The sequence below is a fragment of the Streptomyces sp. NPDC056231 genome, assembly GCF_048270745.1.
In the GTDB taxonomy this organism is placed as follows: Bacteria; Actinomycetota; Actinomycetes; order Streptomycetales; family Streptomycetaceae; genus Streptomyces.
In genome coordinates this window covers 282,806-303,035 of the sequence record NZ_JBLVKW010000003.1, presented here as the reverse complement: position 1 = coordinate 303,035, position 20,230 = coordinate 282,806, and the positions used below count along the sequence as shown (strand labels likewise).

At 67.8% G+C, this 20,230-nt stretch carries 18 protein-coding genes and 2 tRNA genes; 5 read left to right on the top strand and 15 right to left on the bottom strand.

Annotated features, from left to right (window positions below):
* Positions 1–55: 55 nt before the first annotated feature.
* The gene (locus tag ACNPQM_RS05085) at positions 56–766 is read right to left on the bottom strand and encodes a class E sortase (RefSeq protein WP_418082984.1); all 711 of its coding nucleotides are present in this window, start codon (positions 764–766) and stop codon (positions 56–58) included.
* Positions 767–791: 25 nt separating this feature from the next.
* Entirely contained in the window at positions 792–1,559 is a 768-nt protein-coding gene (locus tag ACNPQM_RS05080; protein WP_418082983.1) for a DUF881 domain-containing protein, read from the bottom strand.
* A 141-nt stretch (positions 1,560–1,700) separates the two neighbouring features.
* Between ACNPQM_RS05080 and crgA the strand changes: the two genes are divergently transcribed.
* Complete coding sequence (gene crgA / locus ACNPQM_RS05075; protein ID WP_358856664.1) at positions 1,701–1,955, top strand: cell division protein CrgA; 255 nt, start codon at positions 1,701–1,703, stop codon at positions 1,953–1,955.
* 287 nt (positions 1,956–2,242) lie between these two features.
* Here crgA and ACNPQM_RS05070 read toward each other — a convergent pair whose 3' ends face one another.
* Together ACNPQM_RS05070 and ACNPQM_RS05065 are read right to left on the bottom strand one after the other, a co-directional pair.
* Positions 2,243–3,142, bottom strand: coding sequence for a rhomboid family intramembrane serine protease (locus ACNPQM_RS05070; protein WP_366136044.1), 900 nt, complete (start codon positions 3,140–3,142; stop codon positions 2,243–2,245).
* A 157-nt stretch (positions 3,143–3,299) separates the two neighbouring features.
* Complete coding sequence (locus ACNPQM_RS05065) at positions 3,300–3,827, bottom strand: peptidylprolyl isomerase (protein ID WP_358856663.1); 528 nt, start codon at positions 3,825–3,827, stop codon at positions 3,300–3,302.
* Positions 3,828–4,135: 308 nt separating this feature from the next.
* On the opposite strand from ACNPQM_RS05065, the gene ACNPQM_RS05060 reads away from it, so the two are divergent.
* Positions 4,136–4,846 carry a DUF5324 family protein gene (locus ACNPQM_RS05060; protein ID WP_358856718.1) on the top strand — a complete coding sequence of 237 codons (711 nt, stop codon included), beginning with the start codon at positions 4,136–4,138 and terminating at the stop codon, positions 4,844–4,846.
* A gap of 83 nt (positions 4,847–4,929) precedes the next feature.
* Here the strand turns inward: ACNPQM_RS05060 and ACNPQM_RS05055 are convergent.
* Positions 4,930–5,002, bottom strand: a tRNA-Ala gene (locus tag ACNPQM_RS05055).
* 171 nt (positions 5,003–5,173) lie between these two features.
* On the opposite strand from ACNPQM_RS05055, the gene ACNPQM_RS05050 reads away from it, so the two are divergent.
* Positions 5,174–5,722 (top strand): helix-turn-helix domain-containing protein, encoded by a 549-nt coding sequence (locus ACNPQM_RS05050; protein WP_418082982.1) that lies wholly within the window; start codon positions 5,174–5,176, stop codon positions 5,720–5,722.
* A gap of 273 nt (positions 5,723–5,995) precedes the next feature.
* Positions 5,996–7,381, top strand: a complete 1,386-nt coding sequence (locus ACNPQM_RS05045) for a serine/threonine protein kinase (protein ID WP_418082981.1) — start codon at positions 5,996–5,998, stop codon at positions 7,379–7,381.
* A gap of 22 nt (positions 7,382–7,403) precedes the next feature.
* Here ACNPQM_RS05045 and ACNPQM_RS05040 read toward each other — a convergent pair whose 3' ends face one another.
* Together ACNPQM_RS05040 and ACNPQM_RS05035 are read right to left on the bottom strand one after the other, a co-directional pair.
* Positions 7,404–8,756 (bottom strand): hypothetical protein, encoded by a 1,353-nt coding sequence (locus ACNPQM_RS05040; protein WP_418082980.1) that lies wholly within the window; start codon positions 8,754–8,756, stop codon positions 7,404–7,406.
* Positions 8,757–9,052: 296 nt separating this feature from the next.
* Positions 9,053–9,187: a DLW-39 family protein gene (locus ACNPQM_RS05035; protein ID WP_003958712.1), complete on the bottom strand. Its 135-nt coding sequence runs from the start codon at positions 9,185–9,187 to the stop codon at positions 9,053–9,055.
* A 275-nt stretch (positions 9,188–9,462) separates the two neighbouring features.
* On the opposite strand from ACNPQM_RS05035, the gene ACNPQM_RS05030 reads away from it, so the two are divergent.
* On the top strand, positions 9,463–9,828 hold the full coding sequence (locus ACNPQM_RS05030) for a DUF6344 domain-containing protein (protein ID WP_418082979.1): 366 nt from the start codon (positions 9,463–9,465) through the stop codon (positions 9,826–9,828).
* A gap of 500 nt (positions 9,829–10,328) precedes the next feature.
* On the opposite strand, the gene ACNPQM_RS05025 is transcribed toward ACNPQM_RS05030, so the two are convergent.
* The 8 genes from ACNPQM_RS05025 to dnaN all read right to left on the bottom strand — a co-directional run bounded on the left by ACNPQM_RS05025 (position 10,329) and on the right by dnaN (position 20,228).
* Positions 10,329–10,405 (bottom strand) — tRNA-Ile (locus ACNPQM_RS05025).
* A gap of 70 nt (positions 10,406–10,475) precedes the next feature.
* A complete protein-coding gene (locus ACNPQM_RS05020; protein WP_418082978.1) occupies positions 10,476–11,060 on the bottom strand; it encodes a DUF3566 domain-containing protein in 585 nt (194 codons plus the stop codon).
* Positions 11,061–11,153: 93 nt separating this feature from the next.
* Positions 11,154–13,766: a DNA gyrase subunit A gene (gene gyrA, locus ACNPQM_RS05015; protein WP_358856657.1), complete on the bottom strand. Its 2,613-nt coding sequence runs from the start codon at positions 13,764–13,766 to the stop codon at positions 11,154–11,156.
* Positions 13,767–13,813: 47 nt separating this feature from the next.
* The gene (gene gyrB / locus ACNPQM_RS05010; RefSeq protein ID WP_418082977.1) at positions 13,814–15,883 is read right to left on the bottom strand and encodes a DNA topoisomerase (ATP-hydrolyzing) subunit B; all 2,070 of its coding nucleotides are present in this window, start codon (positions 15,881–15,883) and stop codon (positions 13,814–13,816) included.
* A gap of 416 nt (positions 15,884–16,299) precedes the next feature.
* Positions 16,300–16,881: a DUF721 domain-containing protein gene (locus ACNPQM_RS05005; protein ID WP_358856655.1), complete on the bottom strand. Its 582-nt coding sequence runs from the start codon at positions 16,879–16,881 to the stop codon at positions 16,300–16,302.
* Positions 16,878–18,008 (bottom strand): DNA replication/repair protein RecF, encoded by a 1,131-nt coding sequence (recF, locus tag ACNPQM_RS05000; RefSeq protein WP_358856654.1) that lies wholly within the window; start codon positions 18,006–18,008, stop codon positions 16,878–16,880. The genes ACNPQM_RS05005 and recF overlap by 4 nt, the downstream gene beginning before the upstream one ends.
* A gap of 79 nt (positions 18,009–18,087) precedes the next feature.
* Positions 18,088–18,966, bottom strand: a complete 879-nt coding sequence (gene gnd / locus ACNPQM_RS04995; protein WP_358856653.1) for a phosphogluconate dehydrogenase (NAD(+)-dependent, decarboxylating) — start codon at positions 18,964–18,966, stop codon at positions 18,088–18,090.
* A 131-nt stretch (positions 18,967–19,097) separates the two neighbouring features.
* Positions 19,098–20,228, bottom strand: coding sequence for a DNA polymerase III subunit beta (dnaN, locus tag ACNPQM_RS04990; RefSeq protein WP_030930479.1), 1,131 nt, complete (start codon positions 20,226–20,228; stop codon positions 19,098–19,100).
* Positions 20,229–20,230: the final 2 nt, after the last annotated feature.

Genomic DNA, 20,230 nt, shown 5'->3' with positions numbered 1-20,230 from the left:
CTGTCCCCTTCATTCGGTACGGGACCAGACTAAAGGGCCGGGGCAGAGGCGTGGGTCAGCTGTGGAAAGCTGCAGGCCTACCGTCCGTCACAGGCTGCGTCGCATCGAGATGCGCCCAGACGATGAGCCGGTGGCTGCTGCCCCACTCGGGATCGCAGGTGGTCAGCGTCAGATAGCGGCCGGGCCCGTCGAAGCCGGACTTACGGGGGACGGCGTCGATGACACCGGTGTCGCTCGGCACGGTGCGGTACGGCTTCTTCTCGATCCGGTACGTGAACCACGTCGTCCCGTCCGTCAGCACCACCGCGTCGCCGCGGCGCAGCGTCGGGAAGTCCTTGAAGGGATCCCCGTAGGTGCGACGGTGTCCGGCCACCGCGAAATTGCCGACGCCGCCGAGGGGGGCGGTTCCGCGGTAGTGGCCGAGCCCCTTCTGCAAGGTTTTGACCTCGGTATTCTCCAGGACGGGCCACTCCCAGCCCTTGCCGAAGCGGGGGATGTACAGCATCGCGAACGGCTTCCCGTCCCGGTAGGCGGCGGGGGCCGGCGATGGCGTGGGTGCGGACGACGGCGTGTCTGTCGCGTTCGGCCCGGGTACGGACACGGCCCCCCGCGCCCACTGGTTCTGCAGGGTGTCGATCTGCCCCTCGGTGGCACCGGCGGCCTTCACGCCGGTCCAGAACAGCACGTACACCACAAAAAGGATGATCAAGGCGCCCGCGGTGATGCACAGTTCGCTGAAGGTCCTGACGATCAGTCGCATCGACACCGGTCGGCCTCCCCGGAACTGCTCGCTACTTCACCGGCTTCGCATAGTGGAGATCCACTGTGCCCGAGTAGCCGGGAAGAGTCACCGCCTCGTGCTCGTCGACTTTCCAGCCGAGCCCGTACGCCTTCACGTACAGCAGGTAGTTCCGGATCGAGGACGAGTCGTCGAGGGCCTTCTTGAGCCGATCGGGGTCGCCGACCGCGGTGATCTTGTACGGCGGCGAGTAGACCCGGCCCTGGAGAATCAGCGTGTTGCCGACGCAGCGCACCGCACTGGTGGAGATCAGCCGCTGGTCCATGACCTGGATGCCGCGGGCACCGCCCTGCCAGAGAGCGTTGACGACCGCCTGCAGATCCTGCTGGTGGATGACCAGGTCGTTGGGTTGCGGGTCGGGGTAGCCGGGGTTCGCGGTGGCGTTCGGCGGGGCGTCGTCGAGCGTGACGGCGACGGCCCGGCCGGAGAGCTTCTTGGTGCCCGCGGTCCGCTCCAGCGCCTTGAGCTTGACGTCCTCCGCCCTGGTGCTGCCGTCGTCACGCTGGGCAAGGGCATCGATGTCCTCGCGTACGGACGCGTTGGAGCCGTCGAGCCCCGCGTTCTTCTCGCTGCGCTGTTGAATGAGGTCGGAGAGCCTCAGCAGCGACGAGTCGGTGCGGATGTTGGTGCCCTTGGCCGTGTTGGCGCTGGTGACGAAGATCAGCCCGGCAAGGGCGAAAACGGACGCGGTGAGCACTCGGACCGGGTGCCGGAAGGTGCGCCGGACCGGTCCTTGGGGAAAGTCGGCAGAATTGCTCAACGTACCCTTATCTCCTTCGGCGCCACGGAAGCACTACGCTAACGGACGTCCGGGGGAGGCATCATTCTCCCTCGCGCCCCGCCCCGGCGCCAGCCACAGTTCCCTGCGCGGTCACGCAGCGCATCGACAGGAGAGTTCCTCGTGCCGAAGTCACGTATCCGCAAGAAGGCCGACTTCACGCCGCCTCCGGCGAAGCAGGCAGCCAACATAAAACTGACCAGCCGCAGCTGGGTGGCGCCGGTGATGCTGGCGTTCTTCCTGATCGGTCTGGCCTGGATCGTCGTGTTCTATGTGACCGACGGCGACCTGCCCATCAAGACGCTGGGCAACTGGAACATCGTCGTGGGCTTCGGCTTCATCGCCGGTGGCTTCGGCGTCTCCACGCAGTGGAAGTAGCCGGACTGCACCCGTAGAACCACAGCCGGCCCCGGTACCGCAACCCTTGCCCTGAGTTACCCACAGCGTTATCCACAGGCGGGGGAAAAGGTCAGACGATCTGTGGATAACTCCCCGGATGTTGACGCCGGTGTGACTGCAGTCTCCCTCGTTGAGGGGTGGCACGCCCCTTGTCCCTGCTGGAAAAACCCAGCTCAGCGACAAGGGGCACAGTTGTACCCACAGAATGCACAAGATCGCGCACCCGCTGTGGACAACTGCCTGAGAAAGCCCCCTCGCGCCTGCGATCAGGTCAGTGCGGCAGTTCTGGCAACCACGATGAGGACCACCGCCACCAGGACCAGCGCACAGGTGCCGTACTGCACCAGCGAACGCCGTTCACGCGGTGCGTGCACCATGGCGATGGCGATCAGCGTGCCCGCGATCAGACCGCCGACATGTGCCTGCCAGGCGATTCCGCCCCAGGGATTGAACGTGAAGAGCAGGTTCAGCGCGAGGAGCACCAGGACCGGCCGCATGTCGTAGTTCAGCCGACGCATGAGCACGGCGGTGGCGCCCAGCAGACCGAAGATGGCGCCGGAGGCACCGAGCGAGCCCTGGTTCGGTGCGGCGAGCCAGTAGGTGAGCGCGCTGCCCGCCAGACCGGAGAGCAGGTAGAGCGCAAGGTAGCGGGCGCGGCCGAGCGCAGCCTCCAGAGGACCGCCGAGCCACCACAGTCCCAGCATGTTGAACGCGATGTGCCACACCTCCTGGTGCAGGAACATCGACGTCACCAGCCGGTACCACTGACCCTCCGCGACCCCTTCGACTGGACCGCCCACGTAGTAGGTGGCCCGTCCCAGCAGCGTCAGGTCGTCGAGCAGTGACACCTTCACATGTACCGCGATGAACAGGACGACATTGATGGCGAGCAGGATCTTGGTGACCAGCCGCGGGTCGGCGGTGACGGTGCCACCGGCCAGGGTGCGCGGCTGATTGGCAGCCGGGCCGTGACCCGTACCCGAACCCTGGCGGACGCAGTCCGGGCACTGGAAGCCGACCGAGGCGCTGACCATGCACTCGGTGCAGATCGGACGGTCGCAGCGCGTGCAGCGGATCCCCGTCTCACGGCCCGGGTGGCGGTAGCAGCTGAAGGAGCCGCGGGCGTCGGCGGACTGGTCCCGGGCGCCGGGCGGCTGCTCGTCCATCGGTCCCATCACTTGCTGGCCCCCTCGGGTTACGTCGTGGGCGACAGCGCGCATGTTGCCGCCCTGCTCGTCCGCTATGTAACCAAGTACGGACAAGCAGGGCGGTTGGTTCCCGAGACGGCCGATCAGAGAGTGATCACATCGTGACCACAGGCAATCACCGGGTCTCGACGACGACCGACTCGATCACCACATCCTGCACCGGACGGTCGGTGCGCGCGTTGGTCTGGGTGTTCGCGATGGCGTCCACGACCTTCTTGCTGGCCTCGTCCGTCACCTCACCGAAGATGGTGTGCTTGCCGGTCAGCCACGCGGTGGGCGAGACGGTCACGAAGAACTGCGACCCGTTGGTGCCCGGGCCGGCGTTGGCCATGGCCAGGAGGTACGGCTTGTTGAAGCTGAGGTCCGGGTGGAACTCGTCACCGAACTCGTAGCCCGGGCCGCCGGTCCCGTTGCCCAGCGGGTCCCCGCCCTGGATCATGAAGCCGCTGATGACCCGGTGGAAGACGGTCCCGTCATACAGCCTGTCCTTGGACTTCTTGCCGGTCGCGGGGTGGGTCCACTCCCGCTCGCCCGTGGCGAGCTCGACGAAGTTCTTGACCGTCTTGGGCGCGTGGTTCGGCAGAAGCCGGATCTCGATGTCGCCCTGGCTGGTCTTCAAGGTGGCGTAAAGCTGCTCGGCCACGATCTGCCTTCCGTAAGTCTTCGCTGACGTCCACCGATCCTCGCACGGCCGGTCCGTCACACAGCCTTCCTGCGGCCCCCCGCGGAACAAAAGAGGCCAAGTGCGTGACGAACCGGCGCCTACTGAACCGAACCGTGGCATTGTCATCGGAACGTTCCCTTTGAACCGCATTGCCCTCAAAAGATCACTTATGACCGTCTCTCATGCCCCGGATGCCCGCCCCACATGCCGCACACGCCATCGCGGGGCATGATTTCGAAATGGGTGGAAAGGCGGAGTACCTACCCGCCACCAAGGAGGAGGATCCCGTGACCCGCATCGACAGCGTGCGCGCCGCAACCGACTCGGCGAAGGAAAGCGTGCAGCACGCCGCGGAAGTGGTGGCGCCCTACGCCGACTCGGCCAAGGACCAGGCGGCACACTATGCGCACGAGGCCCGTGCGCGGCTCGCACCGAGGGTGTCGAAGGCAGCCCAGCAGGCCCGCGTCCAGTACGACGCGCATCTCGCACCACGTATCGAACTGGCTCGCGCGCATGTGCCCCCCAAGGTCGACGAGGCCGCCCAGCGCGCCGCGCTACGCACCCGACAGGCAGCCAGGAACGCCGCGGAGTACACCGTGCCCCGCGTAGAGCAGGCGATGGCCGCCGCCCAGCCCGTCGCCGAGGAAGCCGCGGCCCGCAGCGCCGCGGCACTGGCCGCACTGCGCGGGCAGGTCACGGCGAAGGAGATCAGGAAGCTGGCCAGAAAGCACGAGCGGCGTGCCAAGGCCGGGCGCGTGCTCAAGGTGGCCGCCGTGGTCTCCGTGCTGGCAGTCGGCGCCTACGCGGCGTGGCGGTGGTGGGACAAGCAGGCCAATCCGGACTGGCTGGTCGAGCCCCCCGCCCCCACGGAGGTTGCCGACCGGACGCCGCTGACCTCGGTCGACGGCAGCGGGCCGACGGCTGTGGACCCCGAGGTCCGCGCCAAGGAGGCCGAGTCGGACGAGGTGGACGGCACCGACCTCGACGACGACCGCTGAGCCGCCACAGCCGCCCGGCCACTGCAGACACCCAAGAGAGCCCCTCCGATCTGCGTTTCCGCGGATCGGAGGGGCTCTTGACGTGGAGCCTAGGAGATTCGAACTCCTGACATCTGCCTTGCAAAGGCAGCGCTCTACCAACTGAGCTAAGGCCCCGAAAAAGAGGACAGCCCCAGACACATCAGCGTCTTGGTCACCGCCGCAGACCAGACTACCGGGTGACCCCCCGAATCTTCCAAAAAGATGGGGACTCCCGGTCGGCAACCACTCTCCGTAAGATGCTGGACGAGGTTCGCAGCAGCGAAGCCTCAGCGAAGGGGAGACGCCATGGATGCAGTTCAGCAGGAAGCAACGGCAAGAGCCAGGGAACTTCAGCGCAGCTGGTACGGGGAACCACTGGGCGCATTGTTCCGCCGGCTCATCGACGATCTCGGCCTGAACCAGGCCCGGCTCGCCGCCGTACTCGGACTGTCCGCACCCATGCTCTCCCAGCTGATGAGCGGTCAGCGGGCGAAGATCGGCAACCCCGCGGTCGTCCAGCGTGTCCAGGCTCTGCAGGAGCTGGCCGGCCAGGTCGCCGACGGCAGCGTCAGCGCGGGCGAGGCCACCGACCGCATGGCAGAGATCAAGAAGTCCCAGGGCGGTTCCGTCCTCACCGGCACCGGTCAGACCACGACCAGCGGCGGGGCACCCACCGTCCGCCGCGTGGTCCGTGAGATCCAGTCGCTGCTGCGGTCGGTCGCTGCCGCCGGTGACATCATCGATGCCGCCGACTCCCTCGCCCCGACCCACCCGGAACTGGCAGAGTTCCTCAAGGTGTACGGCGCCGGCCGCACCGCGGACGCGGTCGCGCACTACGAAGGACACCAGAGCTAGTGCCATGACCGGCAATGTCTGCCCCACGAGGCACAGCTTGCCGGTCACGGCAGCAGGAGCTTTCTTTCGGTTCGGGCCGGATTCAGGGGGCGGAACCTGGTATGTGCGGCTGCCAGGCGGAGGAGGGAAACAGCGCGGGGCGTTGCGGACCGACGACAACACGGCGGATGTGCGTACCAGGCCCCACAGGCTCAGCCGAACGAAAGATTCTGGTGCACTACCCCCGAGAGCCGGGCACGAGCCGAAACAGGAACTGGGAGCGGGCACAGCGCAATGGGTGAGGTCTTCGCTGGTCGGTACGAGCTGATCGATCCGATCGGACGTGGTGGCGTCGGCGCCGTCTGGCGAGCCTGGGACCACCGGCGCCGCCGGTACGTGGCGGCCAAGGTGCTTCAGCAGAGCGACGCACACACGCTGCTGCGCTTCGTCCGCGAGCAGGCCCTGCGGATCGAGCATCCCCATGTGCTCGCCCCGGCCAGTTGGGCCGCGGACGACGACAAGGTCCTGTTCACCATGGATCTGGTGAGCGGCGGCTCGCTTGCGCATGTCATCGGCGACTACGGCCCACTGCCCCTGCGCTTCGTCTGCACGCTGCTCGACCAGCTGCTGTCCGGACTGTCGACCGTGCATGCGGAAGGCGTCGTGCACCGCGACATCAAGCCTGCCAACATCCTGATGGAGGCCACCGGTACCGGCCGGCCGCACCTGCGGCTCTCCGACTTCGGTATCTCCATGCGCAAGGGCGAGCCCCGCCTGACCGAGACCAACTATGTGGTGGGAACGCCGGGTTACTTCGCGCCCGAACAGATGATGGGTGCAGAGCCCGACTTCCCCGCAGACCTCTTCGCCGTAGGGCTTGTCGCGCTCTATCTGCTGCAGGGGAAGAAGCCGGATGCCCGGGCCCTCGTCGAATACTTCGCCTCGCACGGCACCCCCAGCGCCCCGCAAGGCATCCCGGAACCGCTGTGGCAGGTCCTCGCAGGTCTTCTGCAGCCGGATCCGCAGGCCCGGTTCCGCACGGCCACCGGCGCGCGGAAGGCGCTGACGGCCGCGGTCGAGATGCTGCCGGAGCCAGGCGTCGACGACGAACTGGTAGAGGTCTTCGACCAACTCGGCCCGCTGCCCGCCGGTTTCGGCCCCGAAGGCCCGATCGCCACCCCCAGGCAGCCGTCCCCTACCGACCACACCGCACACACGGGCCACGCCGCACAGCAGGCCATGCAGCAGCCGCACACCCCACCGCCCTCCTCGATGTCGGAGACAGGCAGCTTCCATCTCGCCCCGCCTCCGCAGCAGCCGCCCCCCACGCCGCTGCCCCGGCAGGCCCAGCCTGCCCCTGCCCCCACTCCGCTCCCGGCGCATACGGGTTCCCCCTTCCCTGCCGCCCCACCGGATCTCTCCCAGGCCCCGACATCAGCAGTGCGGCACGAACCGGTTCCTACTCGCGCATACACCGCCGAGCAGCAGCAGGTTCCGCACCCCGGGGCGGGAATGTCCCCGCACTTCGCTGCGGCATCGCCTCCGGCCCACCCCATGGCCGCCGCTCCCGCACAGGCGTCGCAGAAGCGTCCGGGACCGCCCCCGAGGGTGGCGATCCCGGTCCTCCTGGTGGCGCTGGTCTGCTTCGCTGTCGGAATCTGGGCACTGACCCAGGCCTGAGGCCCAATGGCTCCAGCCGCTGTCACCAGGCCTGCGGCGGTCCTCCGTAGGGCTGCCGCCCGGCCGCGCCACCAGCAGGACCGCCCACGGCGGCCGCCGCGCGGCGACGCGCAAGCAGCGTCCACGCGCCGAGGCCGAGCACCAGCACGGCGCCTGCGCCGATCCCGGCCGCGCCCACCGTCTTCATCGTGTTGCTCTTGTCGGCCTGAGGGGCACTCTGACCACTCCTGGCCATGTCCTTGTCGTCCTGCGTCACACCGAAGATTCCGGCGGAACCCCCGTACGGCGACGTTGTCGCCGCGTTCTCGACCTGCACCTTGAGAGTCATCGGGATCGCCTTGTCCCCGTAGGCATGAGCGACCTTCGGGCTGAGCGACACCGACAGGTAGTACCAGCCCGCGAACCGCATGGCGCTCTCGCCGGCACTGAACGTGAACCGGTTCTCGTACCGCACCGGGGGCAGCGGATCGAGCGACACCGATGCGGGCTTGCCGGAGTACGACAGCGGCGAGGCGTCGTCGACATGGCCGTGCGCCGGATTGTCCAGGGAGAGTGCGAGCGCGTTGCCGACGTACTCGTCCGAGCCGCCGACACTGTTACCGAGGTCGACGGTGGCGAAGATCTGCTGTCCCCAGTCCACCGGCACCCGGTAGAAGAGGGTCTGCCCCGGCTTGATGCCGTCCCTCCAGGTGCCGGTCTCCAGGCTGGTGGCGTCGTAATAGCTTGTGCCGCCAGGCCGTTCCTCCTGCTTGGCCTGCGTGGGCGGTGTCGGCGATACCGAGGGCCAGTCCTCGGGCGCCTCGGTCGGCGCCGTACCACCCTTCTTCAGCTTCGGCTCCGACTCGTAACGGATTTCCAGGTCCCAGGTGTCGGGCGTCGAGGTGGCCTTGCTCTCACGCTCGATCAGGACGTTGTACGTACCGGCGTCCTGGCAGGGGCTGCTGTCCTTGTCCGTGACCCGGTAGGCGTACGCGGCGATCGGATGCGGGAACTCCGCCGCCGCGAAGCGGGCGTTCTCGGAACTGCACTGCAGGTCCCTGCTGTCCCTGATGCTGACCGTGATGCCGTCCCCGTACGCGACCTTGCCACCGGCCTTGGGTACGACCACCGCCGAGACGTACGCGTTCGTGGCGGCGTCGAGGACGAGGCGGTAGTAGAGCTTCTCGCCCGGCTTGATCGAGCTCCTGTAGACGGATCCGGGCTTCAGGGGCGACGCGTCGGTGCTGACCTCCGCGCCCGGGACCGCCTTCGCCCCGGGGGCGAAGGTGTACGTGGCAGGCTCACCGGCCGCGTACACCTGCCCCGGCAGCGCCGCCACCGCGCACATCGCCGCTGCCGCGGCCAGCGCCGCCCGGCCCCTGTTGCGCTGCCTCATCACGCGCTTCCCCTCGTCGTCTGTGTGGCCGACCTGCGGTGGCTGCGTACGAACACGAGCCCGGCGATCACCACCATGGCGCCCGCCCCGGCAGCGGCCGCAACGCCGGTCCATCCTGCCCCGCCCGTACCTCCGCTGTCTCCGGCCGCAGCCGAAGCGCCCTGCCCCCTCGGCTCCTTTGCTATCGCAACCTATTTATTCGCGCAGGTGAACTCGAGAGCACAGGTGTCACGGTCCCGCAACAGCACGAAGCCCCGGTCGCTCAGCGACCGGGGCCCGCACAAGGCTGTTCTGTCTCAGACACCCGAACCTGCGGGCACGGAGTCAGTCGCCTCCGTCCACAGATCCTGCTCGGCGCGATCCGCCTGGATCTGGCGGTACACGAGGAGCCCGCCGATGGCGGCCAGTGCGACCAGGAGAAGCTTCTTCACCGCGCGACCTCGTCTTTCCTTGACGTAGGGGACTTCTGCCGCCCGACTATACACACCGACCGATACCGATCAGTGACCTACCTGCGGCCCGGCTGGTTCCCGGGCAAAAGCGGCCATGCCGCCCAGCCTCACATCGATCCGTCCAGCCCGGTTACACCAGACGAGTGGTGTTCATCTGAAGATCGGCGGATCCACGGCGTCGGTCCCCGAAATCGCGAGCCACATCCACATCATCAGAAAGGTAAGCAAACCGGACCACCTGAAAGCGAGGGGCCATGAGCACCTTCAAGGTCAAGAGCATCTGGACCGCCTTCATCACCGCCTTCTTCGCGCTTCTCGCGTCGATGGGGCTCATCAGCACCCCCGCCGCGGCCGCGCAGCCGAAGGCCACGGCTCAGGAGCACACAGGTGCGACCGCGGCAACCGCGACGACCCCTTCGGTGCGATGGACCCTTCCGCGTGACAGGTCGCTGCCACCCACGATGAAGCAGCGCATCCACGCCGAGGCACACGGCTCCGCACCGGCCACCAGACACCTGCTGACAGACCTGTGGGACGCCATGGGCACCACAGGCACCACCGGCGCCCCCCGCACCGCCCACGAGGCCCCGGCGGGGGACGCATCCCTCCTGCCACCGTGAGAGCGGCGCCACTGACGCACAGGGCCCCCGGTCCGGTTCGCACCGGACCGGGGGCCTTTCCGTGCGCCGGGCAGCCGGGGGCGGCCTCGCGCCCACCATGGCGTGGCGGACAGACCGCAGTCCGCGAAGCCTTGCCTCGCGGTTCCCGATCGTGCGACCCCCTACGCCGGCAGGGCAGTTCCCGTGCCCCGCACTCCGATGCCCCGAGACCGCCCACCACGATGCAACCGCCCTGTCGTGTGTCCCCCGTGACCGTCAGCCGCCCTGCACGGTCACGGCGCGGATCTCGCTGTACGGCGAGCAGTTCCCGGCCGCGTCATGGGTACGGGCCCGGTACTCCCAGGTGCGCCCGTCGGCGGGCACCGTCGCCTGACGTCCCGGTAGCTCCCAGGAATTGTGGCCGACGCGGTGGAAGACCCGCTCATCGGCTGACCGCAGCCGTTGATGTCGGCAGTAGATGACGAAGACCCCCGGCCCAAGTGGACCGGGGGTCTTCGTACTGGTGGGGCTAACAGGATTTGAACCTGTGGCCTCATCCTTATCAGGGATGCGCTCTAACCAACTGAGCTATAGCCCCGCCGCGCTGCGCGCTGACTTCTGAAGATTAGCGCACGTCGGGGCCAGTCCCAAAATCGATACCCGCAGCCCTACTCGTCCTCGGCCAGCGTGAGCTCGACACCGCCCACGAAACCGGCCGACAAGTTGTAGATGAAGGCGCCCAGCGTCGCCAGCGCGGTCGCCAGCACGACGTCGATCACCGCGATGACCGACGTGAAGATGAGGACGTGCGGAAGCGACAGGAACGACTGCAGATCGAAGCCGGTGCTGTCGTTGGAGCCGGTCGCCTCGCTGATGGTGCCGCCCACAGTGGAGAAGACGCCCATGGCGTTCATCACCATCCACAGGACCGCGGCCGCCACGACCGTGCAGATGCCGAGCGCGATGGAGAGCAGGAAGCTGACCTTCATCACCGACCACGGATCGGCCTTCGCCACCCGCAGTCGCGCCTTGCGGGTACGCGGAGTGGTCCGCGCCCCCGTCCGTGGGCGACGGGCCGCCTGAGCGGCACCGGCGCCCTGCTGCGCGCCCTGCGTCCCGCCCGCGGGCGAGAGGTACGCCTGCGGCGGGTGGTAAGGCCCGCCTGCCTGCCCCGCCGCGGGCTCACGCTCACCGGGCAGCGGCCCGGTCGCGTATCCCTCGTACTGGGGCTGAGGCCCCCGGGTGTCCGTCACAGTGCCCCCTTGGGAGTCCGTGGCAGGGCCACGGGCACCGTTCGCTCCAGCTCCGGAAGCGGCCGAACCGGCGCCCGTGGCTCCACTCACGCTCTACTCCTCGTGCTCCCCGGCCGAAGGCGACGTGCCTTCGACAGTGCCCTCGGCGGTCGCCTCGGCAGTCGCCTCGGCATCCGCATCTCCGTCGACCTCTTCGGCTTCGCGGCCGGCCTCGGCGTTTCGTGCGATGCCGACGACCGCGTCACGCTTGCCCAGATTGATCAGTTGGACGCCCATGGTGTCACGGCCCGTCTCCCTGACTTCATTGACTCGCGTACGAATCACACCGCCGCCGAGCGTGATGGCGAGGATTTCGTCCGTCTCCTCGACCACCAGCGCGCCGACCAGCGAGCCCCGGTCCTCCACGATCTTGGCGGCCTTGATACCCAGGCCGCCACGACCCTGAACGCGGTACTCGTCGACGGGGGTCCGCTTCGCGTACCCACCATCGGTGGCAGTGAACACGAACGTACCGGGCCTGACGACATTCATCGAGAGTAGTTCGTCGCCTTCGCGGAAACTCATGCCCTTGACGCCCGAGGTGGCGCGGCCCATCGGGCGCAGCGCTTCGTCCGTCGCGGTGAACCTGATGGACTGGGCCTTCTTGCTGATGAGCAGCAGATCATCCTCGGCCGAGACCAGCTCCGCACCGATCAGCTCGTCGTCGCTGCCGTCCTCCGTCTCGCGGAGGTTGATCGCGATGACACCACCGGAACGCGGGGAGTCGTAGTCCTTCAGCGCGGTCTTCTTCACCAGGCCGCCCTTGGTGGCGAGGATCAGATAGGGCGCGGCCTCGTAGTCCCGGATCGCCAGGATCTCGGCGATCTGCTCGTCCGGCTGGAAGGCCAGCAGGTTGGCGACGTGCTGGCCGCGTGCGTCCCGGCCGGCGTCCGGGAGCTCGTATGCCTTGGCCCGGTAGACGCGGCCCTTGTTGGTGAAGAACAGCAGCCAGTGGTGGGTCGTCGACACGAAGAAGTGGTCGACGATGTCGTCTTCCTTGAGCTTCGTGCCGCGGACGCCCTTGCCGCCGCGCTTCTGCGAGCGGTAGTCGTCGGTCTTCGTACGCTTCACATAGCCGCCGCGCGTGATGGTGACGACAATGTCCTCCTCGGCGATCAGGTCCTCGATGGACATGTCACCGTCGAAGGGCACCAGCTTGGAACGCCGGTCGTCGCCGAACTTCTCGACGATCGCCGCCAGCTCCTCGCTGACGATCTGCCGCTGCCGTACCGGCGACGCCAGAATCTCGTTGTACTCGTTGATCTTGGCCTGGAGCTCATCGTGCTCGGCCGTGATCTTCTGGTGCTCCAGCGCGGCCAGCCGGCGCAGCTGCATCTCCAGAATCGCGTTCGCCTGGATCTCGTCGATCTCCAGCAGGCCCATCAGGCCCTCACGCGCGATCTCGACCGTCTGGCTGCGCCGGATGAGGGCGATGACCTCGTCGATCGCGTCGAGTGCCTTGAGCAGACCGCGCAGGATGTGCGCCCGCTCCTCCGCCTTGCGCAGACGGAACCTCGTACGCCGGACGATGACCTCGATCTGGTGCGTCACCCAGTGGCGGATGAACGCGTCGATCGACAGCGTGCGCGGCACCCCGTCGACGAGCGCCAGCATGTTCGCGCCGAAGTTCGTCTGGAGATCGGTGTGCTTGTACAGGTTGTTGAGTACGACCTTGGCGACCGCGTCCCGCTTCAGCACGACCACGAGGCGCTGGCCGGTGCGCGAGGACGTCTCGTCGCGGACGTCCGCGATGCCGCCGACCTTGCCGTCCTTGACCAGGTCGGCGATCTTCTGCGCGAGGTTGTCGGGGTTGGTCTGGTACGGAAGCTCCGTGACGACCAGGCACTGCCGGTTCTGGATCTCCTCGACCGCTACGACCGCGCGCATCGTGATGGAGCCACGGCCCGTGCGGTACGCCTCCTCGATGCCCTTGCGGCCGACGACGAGCGCTCCGGTCGGGAAGTCCGGGCCCTTGATCCGCTCGATCAGGGCGTCCAGCAGCTCCTCGTGCGAGGCCTCCGGGTGCTCCAGGTACCACTGGGCACCGGCCGCGACCTCGCGCAGGTTGTGCGGCGGGATGTTGGTCGCCATGCCGACCGCGATGCCCGCGGAGCCGTTGACCAGCAGGTTCGGGAAGCGCGCCGGCAGAACCGTCGGTTCCTGGTTGCGGCCGTCGTAGTTGTCCTGGAAGTCGACGGTCTCCTCGTCGATGTCCCGGACCATCTCCATGGACTGCGGCATCATCTTGCACTCGGTGTACCGCATGGCTGCGGCCGGGTCGTTGCCCGGAGAACCGAAGTTGCCGTTGGAGTCGACCAGCGGCATGCGCATCGACCAGGGCTGCGCCAGTCGCACGAGCGCGTCGTAGATCGAGGAGTCGCCGTGCGGGTGGTACGTACCCATGACGTCACCGACGACACGGGCGCACTTGTAGAAGCCCTTCTCGGGCCGGTACCCGCCGTCGTACATGGCGTACAGCACACGGCGGTGGACGGGCTTGAGGCCGTCCCGTACGTCCGGCAGCGCACGCGACACGATGACGGACATCGCGTAGTCGAGGTAGGAGCGCTGCATCTCCGTCTCGAGCCCCACGGGCTCGACACGCATGCCCACACCCGCGCCTGCGGGTTCCTCTTCAGGGGTCACAGGGGTGTTCTCGTCGGCCATTGCTGGTCAAAGTCCTTTCGAGCTGCGGCTTGCTTGGTACGGCCGACTCAGATGTCGAGGAAGCGGACGTCCTTGGCGTTGCGCTGGATGAACGAGCGCCGTGCCTCGACGTCCTCACCCATCAGCACCGAGAAGAGGTCGTCGGCCTGCGCCGCGTCGTCCAGCGTGACCTGGCCGAGCACGCGGTGGTCGACGTCCATCGTCGTGATGCGCAGCTCCTCGGCGTTCATCTCGCCGAGACCCTTGAAGCGCTGGATCGAGTCTTCCTTGATCCGCTTGCCGTTCTGCTTGCCGAGCTCGACCAGGGCGTCGCGCTCGCGGTCCGAGTACGCGTACTCGAAGTCGTCGCGGCCCCACTTGATCTTGTAGAGCGGCGGGCGGGAGAGGTAGACGTGGCCGGCCTCGACCAACGGCCGCATGAATCGGAAGAGGAACGTCAGCAGCAGCGTGTTGATGTGCTGACCGTCTACGTCGGCGTCCGCCATCAGAATGATCTTGTGATAGCGGAGCTTCTCGATGTCGAAGTCCTCGTGGACTCCGGTACCGAAGGCCGAGATCAGTGCCTGGACCTCGGTGTTCTGCAGAATCTTGTCGACCCGGGCCTTCTCGACGTTCAGGATCTTGCCTCGGATCGGCAGGATGGCCTGGTACATCGGGTTACGGCCGGACTTCGCCGAACCACCGGCGGAGTCACCCTCGACGATGAAGATCTCGCACTTCGTCGGGTCGTTCGACTGGCAGTCGCTCAGCTTGCCCGGCAGCGAGGCGCTCTCCAGGAGCCCCTTGCGACGGGTCAGGTCGCGCGCCTTCCGGGCGGCGACACGGGCCGTGGCCGCCGCAATGCCCTTGCGGATGATGTCCGCGGCCTCGTTCGGGTTCCGGTCGAACCAGTCCGTGAGGTGCTCGTGGACCACCTTCTGGACGAAGGTCTTCGCCTCCGTGTTGCCCAGCTTGGTCTTCGTCTGGCCCTCGAACTGCGGCTCGCCCAGCTTCAGCGAGATGATCGCCGTCAGACCCTCACGGATGTCGTCACCGGTGAGGTTGTCGTCCTTCTCGCGCAGCAGCTTCTTGTCCCGCGCGTACTTGTTGACCAGCGTGGTCAGCGCCGCGCGGAAGCCCTCCTCGTGCGTACCGCCCTCGTGCGTGTGGATCGTGTTGGCGAAGGAGTAGACGCCCTCGCTGTACTGCGTGTTCCACTGCATCGCGATCTCGGCCGAGAGGAGTCGCTCCTTGTCCTCGGCCTCGATGTCGATCACCGACTGGTGAATGACGTCGCCCTTGCGGGAGTTGAGGTACTTCACGAAGTCGACGATGCCGCCCTCGTAGTGGTACGTGACGGTACGGGCCGCTTCCTCCTCGGCGACCTCGACCGCCTCCGCGACGTCCGCGCCCGCCGTCGCCTTCGCCGACTCACGCTCGTCCGTGAGCCTGATCGTCAGGCCCTTGTTGAGGAACGCCATCTCCTGGAAGCGGCGCGACAGGGTCTCGAAGGAGTACTCGACGGTCTCGAAGATGTCGCCGTCGGCCCAGAAGGTGACGGTCGTGCCGGTCTCCTCGGTGGCCTCGTTCCGGGCCAGCGGCGCCGTGGGCACACCGAGCTTGTAGTCCTGGGTCCAGCGATAGCCGTCCCTCTTGACCTCGACGGAGACGCGCGTCGACAGGGCGTTCACGACGGAGACACCGACACCGTGCAGACCGCCGGAGACGGCATATCCGCCGCCGCCGAACTTGCCGCCGGCGTGCAGCACCGTCAGCACGACCTCGACCGCGGGCTTCTTCTCCGACGGCACGATGTCGACGGGGATACCGCGACCGTTGTCGATCACTCGGACCCCGCCGTCGGCAAGGATCGTGACGTCAATGGTGTCCGCGTGCCCGGCCAGGGCTTCATCGACCGAATTGTCGACGACCTCTTGCACAAGGTGGTGAAGTCCACGCTCACCGGTCGAGCCGATGTACATGCCAGGTCGCTTGCGGACCGCGTCCAGGCCCTCGAGGACGGTGATCGCGCTGGCGTCGTACGAGGCAGCCGCCTCGCCGCCCTCACCGGGTGTGGACGGAATGTTCTCGTTGGGGTTGCCGGAATCGGCCACGAAGCGCCCTCTCTGGCACAGCACAGGCCGTTCTCCGGGCAAGCGGGAGCGGCTGCGTCGTTCGGCTTGTATCGACGACTCCCGCAAGGATGCGGGATTGTTCACCAGTCTACCGGTAGCGCCGACACGAATGGGGGTTTGCCGGTACCTGAGTCCGCATGTGCCGCCCTGAATGAGCGCCTGACGACTCCCCATATTCGGGATGGGGCCCCAAGAGGCTCACGCGGGCATTGAGCGCTTCGGCCTGTCAACCTCTCACTACGGTGAGGGACGCCTCGGCCGCACCGCAGGATTTCAACCTGCACAGACCCGTACATCACGGAAGAAACAGACAAAACCACACAGAAGTCAGCACACCACCGCAGTCGAACTTCTCCGGACTGCGGGACGGCAGCTGCCGACATCGGGCAAAGAACCGTTCAGAAAGAGAAAAGCCCAGTTCAGCCGTATGTATCGCCCGGGCCGATGCTTCCCGGCGCACGCAGCGGACCGAATCGGCGCTGCGGACCGCCCGGCCCCAGAACCTTGATCAACTTCACGGTGCCATGCCCCAGATCCGCGTTCAGCCGGGCAACCAGCTGCGGCGCCAACAGCCGCAGCTGCGTCGCCCAGGCCGTCGAATCGCACTGCACCGTGAGCACCCGCTCCTCGGGGGCCTCGTCGTACCGCAGCGGCACACAGTGATTGGCCAGATCGTCACCGACGATCTGCGGCCAGCGGCCCATCACACCGCCCACCGCCGCGGGGGTCTCCCAGCCGCGCTCCGTGATCAGACGATTGATCGCGGCGCCCAGCGGCAACGGATCGCGCCCGTCCGCCCGCGCGCCCGAACGCAGCCCACCGCCCCGTCTGGCCTGTTTCTTCTGCTGCGCCGCGGCCCCGCGTGCCCGCGCCTGCTCCTTCGCGGCGCGCAGGGCGACCCTCGCCAGATCGACACCGGACGCCTCCGGCTGCTTCGCCTCACCCAACGGCTCCTGCGGGCCGCCGGCAGCGCCTTTCGCCGGATCGACGGAGCCGCTCATATCCGCTTCACCTCGCCCGCCGACACCGCATACCGCGTTCCCGCCAGCACGCCCGGAACGTCGTCGTCCACCGCCGCCGTCACCAGCACCTGCTCACCCGGGGCCACCAGCTCCGCCAGCCGCTCCCGGCGCCGCGCGTCCAGCTCGGCGAAAACATCGTCCAGGACGAGCACCGGCTCATTGCCCTCGGTGCGCAGCAGATCGTACGAGGCAAGCCGCAGCGCCAGCGCATACGACCAGGACTCGCCATGGCTCGCGTACCCCTTGGCGGGCATCCCGCGCAGTCCCAGCAGCAGATCGTCACGGTGCGGACCGACCAGCGTCACACCCCGCTCGATCTCCTGCTTGCGGACCTCCGCGAGCGCAGCGAGCAGCTGCTCATACAGCTCGTCACGGGTACGGGCGGGCTCCACGCCCGCACCGACGGAACTGCGGTACTCCAGCGTCACGGCGCCGCCACCGGGCGCGACATCCGCGTACGCCTTGTCCGTCAGCGGCTGCAGGGTCGCGATCAGATCCAGCCGCTGCGCCAGCAGCTCCGCCCCCACCCGGCCCAGATGCTGGTCCCACACATCGAGGGTGGACAGATCCATCGACCGGCCGCCGTGCCTGCGCGCCATCGCCGCGGACTTCAGCAGGGTGTTGCGCTGCTTCAGCACCCGCTCGTAGTCCGAACGGACACCGGCCATCCGCGGCGAACGCGCAGTGATCAGCTCGTCGAGGAAGCGCCGGCGCTCCCCGGGATCGCCCTTGACGAGCGCCAGATCCTCCGGCGCGAACAGCACGGTTCGTACAATCCCCAGCACGTCACGGGGCCTGACCTGCGACGATCGATTGATCCGGGCGCGATTGGCCTTGCCAGGGTTGAGCTCCAGCTCGATCAGCTGCGCGCGCTCGCCCTGGGTGACGGCGGCCCGGATGACAGCCCGGTCCGCACCCATCCGCACCAGTGGCGCATCGGAGGAAACACGGTGGCTGCCGAGCGTCGCGAGGTAGCCGACGGCCTCGACCAGATTCGTCTTGCCCTGACCGTTCGCCCCCACGAACGCGGTGACGCCCGGGTCGAGAGGAACCTCGACCCGGGCGTACGAGCGGAAGTCGGCCAGCGAGAGATGCGTGACATGCATGGGTGAATGCCGACCTTCCCGGCTTCCTGCTCCGTGCTCCGCGGCGCGGGCCGGTGATGTCGGCCCGCCGTCGGTGCGGTTACTTCTTGTTCTCGACTGCGTGGCCACCGAACTGGTTGCGCAGTGCGGCGATCATCTTCATCTGCGGGGAGTCGTCCTGGCGCGAGGCGAATCGCGCGAAGAGCGACGCGGTGATCGCGGGCAGCGGCACCGCGTTGTCGATCGCGGCCTCCACCGTCCACCGGCCCTCACCGGAGTCGGCGGCGAAGCCACGGAGCTTGTCGAGGTGCTCGTCGTCGTCCAGCGCGTTGACCGCCAGGTCGAGCAGCCAGGAACGGATGACCGTGCCCTCCTGCCAGGAGCGGAAGACCTCGCGCACATCGGTGACGGAGTCGACCTTCTCCAGCAGCTCCCAGCCCTCGGCGTAGGCCTGCATCATGGCGTACTCGATGCCGTTGTGGACCATCTTCGCGAAGTGGCCGGCGCCGACCTTACCCGCGTGGACGGAGCCGAAGTCGCCTTCCGGCTTCAGCGCGTCAAAGATCGGCTGGACCTTCGCCACGCTCTCGGCGTCACCGCCGTACATCAGCGCGTAACCGTTCTCCAGGCCCCAGACGCCGCCCGAGACACCGCAGTCGACGAAGCCGATGCCCTTGATGCCCAGCTCGACCGCGTGCTTCTCGTCGTCCGTCCAGCGGGAGTTCCCGCCGTCCACGACGATGTCGCCGGGCGAGAGCAGCGCAGCCAGCTCATCGATCGTGGACTGGGTCGCGGCACCGGCCGGGACCATCACCCAGATGACCCGCGGGCCCTTCAGCTTGCCCACAAGCTCTTCGAGGCTGTGGACATCGGAGACGTCCGGGTTGCGGTCGTAACCGATGACGGTGTGGCCTGCGCGGCGGATGCGCTCGCGCATGTTGCCGCCCATCTTGCCGAGGCCGACGAGACCGAGCTCCATCAGAGATTCCTTAAGCGTTGTGCCGATTCGTACCCAAGGCCGAGCCTACGCCCGGCCGGGGACAGACCGACGGGCATGCTCGGAGCCGAGCGTGCCCGTCGGACACTGCCGTGACAGGACCGGTGGCCGGATCAGCCGGAGAGGCGGACCGGCATGATCAGGTACTTGTACGCGTCATCCGCCTCGGCATCCACAGCCGGCCGGCCGCTGAGAAGCGCGGGCTTGGTGGACGTCGTGAAGGAGAGCTGGGCGACCGGGGAGTCGATCGCGCTGAGCCCGTCGAGCAGGAAGGTCGGGTTGAAGGCGATCGAGATGTCGTCACCGTCCAGCACGGCGTCGACGCGCTCCACAGCCTGTGCATCGTCGCTGGATCCGGCTTCCAGGATCAGCACACCCTGCTCGAAGCTGAGCCGCACCGGGGTGTTCCGCTCGGCGACGAGGGCCACACGCTTGACGGCCTCGACGAACGGGGCGGTCTCGATGACGGCGACCGAGTTGAACTCGGTGGGGAACAGCGTCCGGTACTTCGGCAGATCACCTTCGAGCAGTCGCGTGGTCGTACGCCGGCCCGCGCCCTCGAAACCGATCAGCCCCTCACCGGCACCCGAGCCGGACAGCGCCAGCGTGACCGTGTCACCGCTGGTCAGAGCCTTGGCAGTGTCCAGCAGTGTCTTGGCGGGCACCAGGGCCACGGCCGACGCGTCCGGGTTCTCCGGCTTCCACAGGAACTCGCGGACCGCGAAGCGGTAGCGGTCGGTGGACGCCAGGGTGACGGTGTCGCCCTCGATCTCGATCCGCACACCGGTCAGGACGGGCAGCGTGTCGTCCCGGCCCGCGGCGATGGCGACCTGGGCGGCGGCCGAGGCGAAGACCTCGCCGGGAACCGTGCCCGTCGCCGTCGGCATCTGCGGCAGCGCCGGGTACTCCTCCACAGGAAGGGTGTGGAGTGTGAATCGCGAGGAGCCGCAGACCACGGTGGCCCGTACACCGTCGGTGGAAATCTCCACCGGCCGGTTGGGGAGGGCGCGGCAGATATCGGCGAGCAGCCGGCCGGAGACCAGCACCGTGCCGTCCTCCTCGACCTCGGCGTCCACCGAGACCCGGGCCGAGACCTCGTAGTCGAAGCTGGAGAAGCTGAGGGCGCCGTCCTCAGCCTTCAGAAGAAGGCCCGCAAGAACGGGCGCCGGCGGACGGGCCGGAAGGCTGCGGGCCACCCAGGCCACTGCCTCCGCGAGTACATCGCGCTCCACCCGGATCTTCACCG